Below are 12,144 nucleotides of genomic sequence, written 5' to 3'. Positions count from 1 at the left end.
GCGTGGCTTTTCGGAGGGAAAGTCATACATGACTATCGCGGTCAGGATCGGGGCATGCTGAAACCAAGACGATCTAATGAAGGGGAGGTAACGAAATGGCTGGAGGCAACGATCTGGTAAAATTCATGACGCAGCAGCTCGTGACGTATATGGAGACGCCGGCCGAGACGCGCAAGCAGGCGAAAACATCAGCCAGAGCGGCAAGAGAACCCTGGCTGACGCGTTGGTTCGGTTGGGGCCCGATCAGCTTGATGATCTGGTGGCGGGGCCGCTCGGGACGTCAAAGATAGGTAAATTCAACAATTAGAGATAAAATTGCCCGAGCGACCGAAGCAAGGTTGCAGGCACGTAACGGCGGTTGGCGGAATCTTCGTCCGTATCGATCGCGATGAACTGTTCGCCGCTCGACCACTCGGTATATCCTGCGATCGACCAGACGTATAACATGCGGCCTTGGAACGTTTCGCTCACATAACGGATTTCTTGTTTTTGGCGGACGGCATCCCGAATGAAGTCGAATGAGCCCGATGTAATCGAATAAGGACGTTTCGTTAGCCATGGCATTCTTCCGTAAGGGTCGAAGGAAGTCATGCTTGCCGACGAACGGATGGAAGCATGGGTATTCGTCAGCCCATGCTTTGTTGCTTTCTCGGCTTGTCCGGCGAGCTCGTCCCAGCCGGCGCTGTCAACGGGAAGCTCTTCTCCCGAATAAGCGTCCGTATAATGGACTTCATCGACTTGTCCGGATGTAAGCTGCCATGCGGCTTGAAGCGGATGGACGTAGACGCGCCTTGCCTTCATCGACGTTTGGTTTAGACCGAGCTTAGACAAGGCGATCTTCAGCGATTGCGTACTAAAAGGCGGGTATTCGCCGGTGCCGTATTCCCCCAGCATATATTCTCCGTTTTCCTTCGAATGAACGATCATATATCCCACTATCGTTTGATTTTGTTTGAACAACACGATCCAGCTATGCGTGCCGGGTCCGAGCGGCGCCGTGCTGATCCAGGCTCCTTTCCAGTTCAGGAAGATAGAGTCTTGCGCGTTCGAAAGCTCTTCTGCCCATAGTCGCGCTTGTTCCTTAAGCGTTACCGATTGTTCGGTTGATTGCGGCAGCCCAATAGTGGCGGCGGAGAATACTTTTGCGTCGGCGCCGTTCGAGAGACTGATCATGACCGCGAGAATGCCGGCAGCCGTCGCTATTTTCCAGCTTTTTTGCATCGTCATCACCTCTGATGTTCATTGTAACGGACAAGCCTCAAGAAGACTGTTGCAACCTGTCGCATAATATAGGAACGGGAACCGCTTCTTTTGCCGCAATGGAGCGATTCCCGTCAGTTGTTCTTTAATCGATGCCTTCCAGGTGGAAAATGCCGCAGTTAATGGCGGATGCCGTCACGCGCGGCTCGTATTGCCACTTGAGCTCGGCCTGACGCTGGGTGAACTGCTCGCCAATCGCGGCTTTGTTCTCCGGTATCGCATGCTCCAGCAGCGGCTCGTAATACGAGTTCATTCGCGTCAGTTCCTCTTGCAGCCTCGCAGAAGCGCCTTCGGCCCATCCGTAATCGTACGCTTTGAGCTTGCGTTCCAGCGCTTGCTCGATAATCGATAGAGCCTTATTGTACGAAATGCCGTTTTTCGCCAGATGAATGTTCGCGGGAAGCCTCGGCGTCAGCTTCGTCGCTTGCAGCCTGTCATGGAATCCTTCCATGCAATGACCCGTGACGAGAGAGACGCCGAAGCTGTGAATTTCTTCGCGTTTCCGGTCGCAGGTGAGCTCTACCCGCATATTGACGCCAAGCCATGCCGTATACGGCGTCGAGCTGTACGGATTGCCGCTTCGCTTATCCGGTTCTTGGAACAGATAGACGAGGCTCCCTTTATTTTTGGTGGCCCCGAACAGCTGATCGAGCTTGCGAGATCCGAAATAAAGATCTTCGCGCGGAATGCGTGCGGGAGCCGCCAGACTGGTGTTCACGAAACCAAACGATCTGGCCAGCGCGGCATCGGCGGCCGATGCTTGCTGGTCTTCGCCAGATACGTCCGAAGATGGCGCAGCGGGCTTCGCCATCATTGCCTCGTATCGCGGCTTGTCGGTAACGAACAAAAACGTCATCGTTTCCGGATCCGTGCCGACCCGATCGACGAAGCTCCAATAATAGGGACGGTTCGTCAGCTCACGGTCCGCCTCCGGCGAAAGCTTCACCGTGAAGTGCGCATTCGATTTCTCCAGGATGGAGCAGCCCGTCGCGTCCAAAAAACGTCCGACGAATTTATGAATCTGTTTCTCGTTCACGGCTTCACCTCCACGGTCGTGCCCAGCCGGTCCATTTTCACAAGCAGATCCGGACCTTTGGCAAGGGAGGCAATCCCGTCTCCCGATTTCGCTTCGGAGCGGATTTGATTCAGCGAGCTGCCCAATTGGTCGAGCTGGCGCTTCAGCTCCTGCTCGTCTCCTGCTTCGAGGAGCGCTTTGGCAAGACGTTGTTCGATCGATTCGCCGCCGTCCAGCTTCTCCAGAATATGATCCAGCTCGCCGATCACGAGCTCGAACATATTGATTTTCTCATGAAGAAGATTGACGATATGCTCCTCGATGGTGCCGAGCGTGCATAAGTTGTATATCCGGACATCCTCGGTCTGTCCAAGACGGTGGACGCGGCCAATCCGCTGCTCGACGCGCATCGGGTTCCATGGTAGGTCGAAGTTGATCATATTGTGGCAAAACTGCAGGTTGATGCCTTCGCCCCCGGCTTCCGTCGCGATCATGACCTGCGCCCGACCGCGGAAAAGATCCATCATCCAATCCTTTTTGCCGCGGTTCATGCCGCCGCGGTAGGGCACCGCGATCATGTCGTTCGCGCGGAAAAATTGAAGCAAATATTCTTGCGTCGCCCGGTATTCCGTGAAGATGATTACCTTCTCGTCCATCTCCTTCACGAGCTCCATCGTTTTCTCCGCCTTCGTATTCGCTTTGATGCTCTTTATTTTATCGACCAGCTCCCAGATCTTCGGACGCATAGGCGAGTCTTCCGCCGTCTTCTTGAACAAATTGACCAGCGTCAGGAATACGGCGTCGCGGCTGCTGCATACTTCCCGTTGAAGCGTTACGAGGGAGAGCATGCTCGTCAGATCGCCTCCGCTTTCGTCGTACCGCTCCTTGACGAAGCCGGTAACGGCGTCGTAGAGCGCCTTCTCATCTGCCGACAACGAGAGCGGAATGTTCTTGACGAACCGCTTCGTAAAGTGGATGCCGCCGTCGCCTCGCCGGTTTCGGATCATGACGCTGGAGAGGGCTTCCTGAAGCTGATCCTCGTTTTTGGGCAGCCGCTTATCGACGACGAAGTTCGCCGCGAATTCGCTTTGGCCGCCGAGCTGGCCCGGTTTAAGCAGCGTGATGAGATTGTACAGCTCGTCCAGATCATTCTGGATCGGCGTGGCCGTAAGCAGAAGGCAATATTTTTTGCGAAGCAGGTTGGCGAACTGATAGTTCGTCGTTTTTTTGTTTTTGAGCTTATGGGCTTCGTCGATGATGATTAAGTCGTAATCGGTTCCCAGCACTCGTTCCCGGTGCGGATCGCGCTTCGCCGTGTCGATCGATGCGACGACGACGTCGTAGCCCCATGTATGCTCTCTCTTCTGCGCGACGGCGGAAATGCCGAATTTCTGGTTGAGCTCTCGAACCCATTGCAGAACAAGGGAAGCGGGTACTAGGATAAGAGCCCGCTTGACCAGCCCGCGCACCATGTATTCTTTGAGCACGAGACCGGCTTCGATCGTCTTGCCAAGCCCGACCTCGTCGGCGAGTATGGCACGTCCGCCCATCTCGTGCAGCACTTTGCCTGCCGTGCCGATCTGATGGGGGAGCGGCTCGAAGTCCGGCAAGGTGCGAAGGCATTGCAATTCTTCGAAGCTTTCGACGCGCCTCGCCTGCTCGGCTTCCATAGCTAATTGATATAAGGTCCAGTCGTCCCACGGTCCGCCTCGCGACAAACGGTTCTGAAGCTCGTCGAACCAGGAACGGTCGAAATGCAGATCGACCAGCGGATGGAGTCTGCGCGTTGCCGCGGCATCGCCGCTTGCGGAAGCGGGCGTCTTCGCCGCTGACGATAATTGATCGGTCATAAGAAGCTCCTTCCAACAAAAAAAGGGTTAAGTTGTCATTAGTATTGCCTTGTTGATTCATAATAATAAGAGTAGCTGGAAAATGAAGTGAATTACCATATATAGTGTGGTATAATATGAATACACACTATATATTGATGTATACTCCAATATCATAGGACGAGGAGTGAATCGGCATGCGTTTGGAAGGACTGAGCGAGAAAATATTTCTGGATCGGTATGCGAGGAAACATCCCGATGGCAGGGCGTGCAAGGTCGGCGACACGGTACTCGTGCTCGTCAAGGACGATCCCAAGTTTCCGGCCAAGGAGGTCGGAGAAGTAGTCGGCCGGGATAGGGAGGCCGTGCGGGTAAAGCTGCGCGGCAGCGGCGAGATTGCCATGACGACGGTGGATAAGCTGGTTCTTCCGGTCGAGCGGACGCCCGAAGAAATGTGGGACCGGCTGGCGGAATCGATCGCTTCAGCAGAGACGCTTCCCGCGAAGCGAGTCGAGTGGGAAAGGCGGTTCCGCGCCATGCTTGACGACTGGAAGCTTGTACCCGGCGGCAGGATCATGGCGGGCGCGGGAGCGAGCGACGAGTTGACTTTATTTAATTGCTACGTGGTGCCCTCGCCGAAGGACAGCAGGGGCGGCATTATGAAGACGCTCTCCGATATGACGGAAATTATGGCCAGGGGCGGTGGCGTCGGCATGAATTTATCAACGCTTCGTCCCCGGCGCGCGATTGTCGCCGGCGTGAACGGCTCTTCCAGCGGCGCCGTCTCGTGGGGTGGCTTGTTCAGCTACACGACGGGGCTGATTGAGCAGGGTGGAAGCCGCAGGGGCGCTTTAATGATCATGCTGAACGACTGGCATCCCGACCTCATGGAGTTCATTACGGTGAAGCAGTCGATGAGCGAAGTGACGAACGCGAATTTGTCCGTCTGCGTTAGCGACGCCTTCATGGACGCGGTGAAACGAGACGCGGACTGGGAGCTTGTATTCCCGGATACGAAGGAAGTGGGCTACGACGAGTTATGGGGCGGCGATCTGGAAAAATGGCGTGGACTCGGCAAGCGGGTCGTCACGTACCGGAAGCTGCCGGCGCGCGAAATTTGGCATGCCATCATCGAATCGGCCTGGCGATCGGCCGAGCCGGGCGTCGTGTTCATGGAGCGATACAATAAGTTGTCGAACAGTTGGTATTTTAATCCGATTACGAGCACAAACCCTTGTTTCCATCCAGACACAAGAATTACGTCCGAGTTCGGATTAATTAAAATTTCGGAGTTGTACCAACTAACAAAGGGGACATCGTTTGATTTAATCACGGATAATCGAATCATGGAGCAGGCCAAAGTCGTGAACGGAAGATCCTATCCTTCGACGGGAACTTCGATTCGGGAAGGGATCGCCATCTTCAGCGGTTCCAAAAAAACGATTAAAGTCGGATTAAAGAACGGGATGGAATTGCAGGTTACTCCGAATCATCGTTTTTATACGACTGCAGGGTGGAAGGAAGCAAAGGATCTTGAACGGAATGACGAAGTCTGCATTCAATCAGGTGAAGGGTTATTCGCGGAATCAGACGACTTAGGAGAAACTTGGGGTATGTTTTTAGGTTGGCTGATCGGCGATGGATGGCTCTCCAAGCGAGGCGATGTAGGAATGGTTTTCGGTGAAGACGATTCGGAAATTATTCCGAAAATGATCGAAGCCGGCAAAAGGCTAAGCGGTGCGGAAGCTAAACTGTATGAACGGCAAAATGGTACTTTTCAGTTGTTTTGGTGGAGGAAAGCTTTTCGAGAGAAGTTGATTTCCTTAGGCGTAAAAGCAGTAAACGCACCATTCAAAACCGTTCCCGAATGTATATTTAGATCTTCCAAACAGACAGTGACTCCATTTCTGCAAGCCTTGTTCAGTTCAGACGGGACCGTATACGAGAATGATGAAATGCACCGTACGGTTCGTTTAACCTCTGCTTCCAAAGCATTGCTTCAGGATGTCCAACTGCTGCTGCTTAATTATGGCATTCACGCTCCTATCTATTTACGTGTCAAACGCAATCAAACCAAGTTCTCATACACGACCATTGAGGGGGTGGAAAGAGAATACAAAAGCTCTCCATTTTATGAGCTGATCCTCAGCGGAAATAACATAGTCGTATTTAATAATGAAATCGGGTTTAAGTTCATTCGCAGGAAACAAGAAGCGTTGGAGCGAATTTCTCGTCCTTCTAGGAAGAACGAAAAGTTTAAGTCAAAGGTAATTGAACTTACGGAATCCGAGGAAGAAAGCTTGGTATACGATATTCACGAGCCGGTATCGAATTCATTGATCGCGAATGGAATGGTGGTCCATAATTGCGGCGAACAAGGCTTGCCCGGATGGGGCGTTTGCAATCTGTCGGCGGTTAATCTTTCGAGATTCTATGACGCGCAGCGGAACGACGTGGATTGGGAGGAGCTTGGCAAAGTTACCCGCTGGGCCGTACGGTTTTTGGATAACGTCATCGACAAAACGCCGTACCACTTCGAAGAAAACGAACGGAACCAGAAGCGCGAGCGCCGGATCGGACTCGGCACGATGGGGCTTGCGGAGCTGATGATCAAGCTCGGCATCCGTTACGGCGGCGAGGAGTCGGTCGGCTTCCTCGATCGGCTGTTCGGATTCATGGCGAAGGAGGCATACTTGTCATCGGCGCAGCTCGCGGCCGAGAAAGGCGCGTTCCCCGCATTCGAAACGGAGCCGTATTTGCAAAGCGGATTTATGAAAGAACTGACCGCTGCTTATCCGGAAGTTGGCGAGGCGATCAGGCGTCAAGGGATGCGCAACGTCACGGTTCTCACGCAGGCGCCGACGGGAAGCACGGGCACGATGGTTGGCACGTCGACGGGAATCGAACCTTATTTCGCCTTCGATTATTACCGTCAAAGCAGGCTCGGCTACGATAAGCAGCTGGTGCCGATCGCGCAAGAGTGGCTCGACGCGAACCCAGGCCAGGCGCTGCCGGATTATTACGTGACGGCGATGGAGCTCTCGGCGGAAAATCATATCCGGACGCAAGCCGCCATCCAGCGCTGGGTCGACAGCTCGATCTCCAAAACGGCCAACTGCCCCGCGGACTTTACGGTCGAAGAGACCAAACGGCTATACGAGCTTGCCTATGAACTTGGCTGCAAAGGCGTGACGATCTACCGTGACGGAAGCAGGGACGTGCAGGTGCTATCAGCCGGCGTACCGGAGAAGAAAGTAGAGGATCGCGGCGGTTCGTCGATCCTGGAGGAGAATGCCGAGGAAGCCGATTCGGCAATCGTGGGCGCATCCGCCGATCAGCCGATTTCGCTGACGGTGGACAAACAATATAAACGCCGCCCGCAGGTGCTAAGAGGAGCGACCTACAAAATCAACACGCCGTTCGGCATGGCTTACATCACGATCAATGACTTGAACGGTTCGCCCGCGGAAATCTTCTTGAATGTCGGCAAAGCGGGTTCCGATGTATTCGCCATGGCGGAAGCTCTTGGCCGCGTTTGTTCGCTGTTCCTCCGTTACGGCGATCACGGCAACAAAGTGCGGCTGCTCGTCAAACATTTGAAGGGGATCGGCGGCACGGGCGCGATCGGGTTCGGCGTCCATCGGGTGGAATCCATCGCAGACGCGGTGGCGAAGGCGCTGGAGCTGCATGGGGTGGAAGACGAGGCAAACCTCGCCAGCCAACAGGTCGTCGTCGAACGGGCCTATGAAGCCTTGAAGGAAGTCGCAGAGCATTCGGATCGGGAGCATGAATCGGAAGCCCATGCGGATCTGTGTCCTTCCTGCGGCTCCGCGGCGCTCGTCAATTTGGAAGGCTGCAAGCAGTGCAGGATTTGCGGATTCAGCAAATGCAATTAACAACTGATCAGATCCAGCAATGACGCGATCCATTGATTCACGTCCAAGGGGCGGCGCAAAATAAGGCTGCCCCACAGGATCGCGCCTACCGTCCGAACAATACGAACGTTACGATTAACCCGATCATGCCGTTTCGTCACTCCCCGAAAAATTCCGATAATATGATCCTCTGGAAAAGCGATTATTCGCTTCCAATAAGACGCCCCGTAGATATTTCCCCTTCTATCGTAGGATTGTCTCCTTTTCGAAAGATGGTCCGAACCTTCACAATAGAATTACGTTCACAGTCAAATTTTTGAAGCTCCAGCTTTACGCCTGCCTATCGCACAACCCCTCACACTTGATGCTTAACCGTTCGAACGCATCTTCATGCCTTAACCCTTCATCGTAGTCTTAAACAATCTCATTTGCTTTGTTTCTCTGTAAATTTTTTTCAAGGAGGTGAAACATTACCGGTCCGAAGCGCCTTGTAATCGCTTACATGAAAGGCTTTGCAAAACGTTTCATAGACGAAGGGAGAATCTATCATGTTATTGCAGTCTTCAAAATCGGCATCGCTCGCTTGGCGGGTATGTATGGCGGCGCTTGTCGCCGTGCTTGTATTGGCTTTGCTGCCGCTCGGCGCCCAGAGGGCGAACGCGGCATCTGCTAACGGTAAAGTCATCGTTGGATATTGGCATAATTTCGATAACGGTTCTACCAATATTAAGCTGAGAGATATATCGCCCGCGTTCGACATCGTTCAAGTCGCCTTCGCGGAACCGGTCGGCGGCTCCCATAGCGGCAACATGGTATTTACGCCTTACAACGCGACCGTCAGCGAATTCCAGGCGGATGTCGATTTCCTGCAGAGCAGGGGACAGAAGGTGCTTATTTCCATCGGCGGGGCTAACGGCACGCTGGAGCTGACGACGGCGGCGGGCAAACAGACGTTCGTGAGCACGATGAAGTCGATTATCGATACATACGGCTTCGACGGCTTCGATATCGACCTCGAAGGCAGCTCGCTCGCATTAAATGCGGGAGACACGGATTTCAAAAATCCAACGACGCCCAAAATTACGAATCTTATCGCGGCATCCCAAGAAATTCTGGCGAGCTACGGGCCGAACTTCCTGCTGACGATGGCTCCCGAGACGGCATACGTGCAAGGCGGCGCCAGCACATACGGCGGGCCCTGGGGAGCTTATCTCCCTGTCATTTACAACCTGCGCAATCAACTGGACTACCTTCATGTCCAGCATTATAATTCGGGTTCCATGATGGGCCTCGACGGCCGTTCCTACTCGCAAGGAACGCCGGACTTCCACGTTGCAATGGCAGAGATGCTGCTGCAAGGCTTCCCTGTCGGCAACAACCCGAACAACCTGTTCCCCGCGCTGAGGGCGGATCAGATCGTCATCGGCCTGCCGGCATCCCCGCAAGCGGCGGGTGGCGGGTATACGACGCCTGCTAACGTTCACAAGGCGCTCGATTACCTCATCAAAGGCCAATCGTTCGGCGGCAGCTACGTCCTCCGCAATCCTGCGGGTTACCCGGATCTGAGCGGCGTGATGACCTGGTCGATCAACTGGGACAAATACGTCAATTATGAATTTTCGACTAGCCATCGCGCATACTTGGATGCCTTGGGCGGCGGTGGCGGCGGAGATACGACAGCTCCGACCGTGCCGACGGGACTGCAATCCATGGGCGCTACGTCAACGTCCGTCGGACTATCGTGGAATGCTTCGAACGATAACGTAGGCGTGACAGGTTATATCGTGACTTACGGCTCATCCAGCGTAACGGTGCCGGGCACTGCGACATCGACGACGATTAGCGGCCTTGTTCCGAGCACGTCCTATACGTTTACGGTGAAGGCGAGAGACGCGGCGAATAACCAATCGGCGGCAAGCGCTCCGGTTACGGTCGTGACGGGCCCGGCTTTCGTGGATACTTTAGCGCCTAGCGTTCCAAGCGGCCTCCAATCCACCGGCAAAACGTCCACGAGCGTGACGCTTTCCTGGAACGCTTCGACGGACAACGTGGGCGTGGCGGGTTATACGGTCAGCTATGGCTCGACGAGCTTGAACTCGACAGGTACGAGCGTGACGGTAAACGGGCTTACGGCCAATACGGCTTATACGTTTACGGTGAAAGCCTTCGATGCTGCGGGCAACATATCCGAGGCAAGCGCGCCGGTAACCGTGACGACCAACGCGCCGAGCACATGCGCTGCCCCCGCCTGGAACCCGGCGACGGCCTACGGCGGCGGTGCGCGCGTCTCGTATAACGGCACGGAATACGAATCGAAGTGGTGGACCCAAGGCGATCAGCCGGATCTGTCCGGCCAATGGGGAGTGTGGAAGGTGATCGGGCCATGCGGAGGCGGAGGCAATCCGGATACGGCTGCGCCAACCGCGCCGACGAACCTGTCCGCTACAGGCGCCACCACATCGTCCGTCAGCTTGTCCTGGAGCGCATCTACGGATAACGTGGGCGTCATCGGCTATACGGTGTATTACGGTTCCGCCAGCGTCAACGTAACGGGGACAACGGCTACAATCAGCGGATTGTCGGCCGGCACTTCCTACACGTTCACGGTCAAAGCGAGAGATGAGGCGGGCAACCTTTCGGCCGCTAGCAACAGCCTGCAAGCATCGACCCAGCAGGACTCCGGGGGTACTACGACCTGGGCGGCTGGCGTCAGCTACCAAGCCGGCAACGTCGTCACGTACAACGGCGTCACCTACGTATGCCTGCAGCCTCATACTTCGCTCGCCGGCTGGGAACCGCCTAACGTTCCGGCGCTCTGGGACGCGCAGTAACGAACGTAATGAACAATCGCAAGTCATTGGTCATTCTCATAGAGTCGGTTGCGCGGTTTTACTTGCCGCGCGGCCGGCTTTTTCGTTGCGTCTTCCAATCTATCGAATGAACCAGCCGCGCCGGATGATTAGAATAATGAGAAGTAGTCTATCGAATTCGCGCGGGACATAAAGTAGTTATAACTCAGGGCGATGAACAGGGGGTTATGATGAAGTTGTACAAGCTGCGCGAAAAGCTCGTTTCCGGTACTTTTTTTACGCTCGTCTGCCTATCTTCCATGCTCGTCAGCGTAGGGCTGGGACTATCCGACAGTCCGAAACGGGCGACTTACGCCGCTGCCATAACGGAAAATGCGGAAGCGGATGACTCTATGAATCACGCCGCCTCAATAACGGAGATGCCCTTCTTCAAAGGCATGCCGGTCTGGGACGAGGCTTTGATTGCCGAGCTTGGGAAGCCGTCCTCCGGCCCTTCAACTTCGCGGATCGTGGAAGCAGCAACGCCGAGCATGCAGCCTTCTCCGACGCAGACGGCCGTTCCGCCGGACGTATCGCCAACCATGAAGCCATCGGTCAAACCTGCGGTTAAACCAACGGACAAGCCTTCAGCCAAACCAACGGACAAGCCTGCCAAGAAGCCCGTTCAGATCGCCAGCTCGGCGCCCAAAATATTGATCTACCATTCCCATAACCGCGAATCCTATTATCCGGAACTGAAGAAAGGGACTAAAGACGCAAGCTCCAAGACGATTAACGTCACAATGGTAGGCAAACGGCTCTCTGCCAGTCTCGAGAAGCTAGGCATCTCCACCGTGCATGAAACGACGGACTATCCGTCAACCGTCCCCAAGTTCAACTATGCCTATTCCTACAAGTATTCCAAGCAGATCGTGAAAGAAGCGCTTAGCGACCATAAAGAACTGACCTTCCTGTTCGACATCCACCGCGACTCCCAGAAACGCAAAAAAACGACGGCCGAAATAAACGGCAGCAGCTACGCCAAAATATTGTTCGTCATCGGCCAGCGGAATCCGAACTGGGAGGAAAACAAGGCTTTCGCGATGGAACTCCATGAAGCGATCAACGCCAAATACCCGGGCCTCTCGAGAGGCGTGCTCACGAAAGGCGCGGGAACGGGCAACGCGGAATTCAACCAGTCGCTGTCGACGCAAAGCCTGGTCGTCGAGATCGGCGGCATCGAGAATACGCTAGAAGAAAACTACCGTGCCGCCGATGTGCTGGCCGAGGTGATTAACGACTTGTACGGCTATACGATCCTTGCAAGCGCAGCAAAAAAATAACCGCAGAAATGGATCATGCTTCAAGCGGGCCCA

7 protein-coding genes are annotated in these 12,144 nt (G+C 54.7%); 4 read left to right on the top strand and 3 right to left on the bottom strand.

The window, feature by feature from the left end; translation table 11 throughout:
- The first annotated feature begins 95 nt into the window (after positions 1–95).
- Complete coding sequence (locus tag RB620_RS06150) at positions 96–290, top strand: YqzE family protein (RefSeq protein WP_308092756.1); 195 nt, start codon at positions 96–98, stop codon at positions 288–290.
- A gap of 13 nt (positions 291–303) precedes the next feature.
- On the opposite strand, the gene RB620_RS06145 is transcribed toward RB620_RS06150, so the two are convergent.
- From RB620_RS06145 to RB620_RS06135, 3 genes are all read right to left on the bottom strand, one after another.
- The gene (locus tag RB620_RS06145; protein WP_308092754.1) at positions 304–1,221 is read right to left on the bottom strand and encodes a hypothetical protein; all 918 of its coding nucleotides are present in this window, start codon (positions 1,219–1,221) and stop codon (positions 304–306) included.
- Positions 1,222–1,345: 124 nt separating this feature from the next.
- The gene (locus RB620_RS06140) at positions 1,346–2,296 is read right to left on the bottom strand and encodes a YqhG family protein (protein WP_308092752.1); all 951 of its coding nucleotides are present in this window, start codon (positions 2,294–2,296) and stop codon (positions 1,346–1,348) included.
- Positions 2,293–4,125 (bottom strand): DEAD/DEAH box helicase, encoded by a 1,833-nt coding sequence (locus tag RB620_RS06135; protein ID WP_308092751.1) that lies wholly within the window; start codon positions 4,123–4,125, stop codon positions 2,293–2,295. Before RB620_RS06135 ends, RB620_RS06140 begins: the two co-directional genes overlap by 4 nt.
- A gap of 176 nt (positions 4,126–4,301) precedes the next feature.
- On the opposite strand from RB620_RS06135, the gene RB620_RS06130 reads away from it, so the two are divergent.
- From RB620_RS06130 to spoIIP, 3 genes are all read left to right on the top strand, one after another.
- Positions 4,302–8,000 carry an LAGLIDADG family homing endonuclease gene (locus RB620_RS06130; RefSeq protein ID WP_308092750.1) on the top strand — a complete coding sequence of 1,233 codons (3,699 nt, stop codon included), beginning with the start codon at positions 4,302–4,304 and terminating at the stop codon, positions 7,998–8,000.
- 527 nt (positions 8,001–8,527) lie between these two features.
- Positions 8,528–10,810: a fibronectin type III domain-containing protein gene (locus tag RB620_RS06125; RefSeq protein ID WP_308092749.1), complete on the top strand. Its 2,283-nt coding sequence runs from the start codon at positions 8,528–8,530 to the stop codon at positions 10,808–10,810.
- Between the two features lie 206 nt (positions 10,811–11,016).
- On the top strand, positions 11,017–12,111 hold the full coding sequence (gene spoIIP, locus RB620_RS06120) for a stage II sporulation protein P (protein ID WP_308092747.1): 1,095 nt from the start codon (positions 11,017–11,019) through the stop codon (positions 12,109–12,111).
- The last annotated feature ends 33 nt before the right edge of the window (positions 12,112–12,144 follow it).

The sequence above is a fragment of the Paenibacillus sp. LHD-117 genome (assembly GCF_030929555.1).
GTDB lineage: Bacteria > Bacillota > Bacilli > Paenibacillales > Paenibacillaceae > Pristimantibacillus.
The sequence above is the reverse complement of the archived record's forward strand: the minus strand, read 5'-3'. Positions and strand labels throughout refer to the sequence as shown.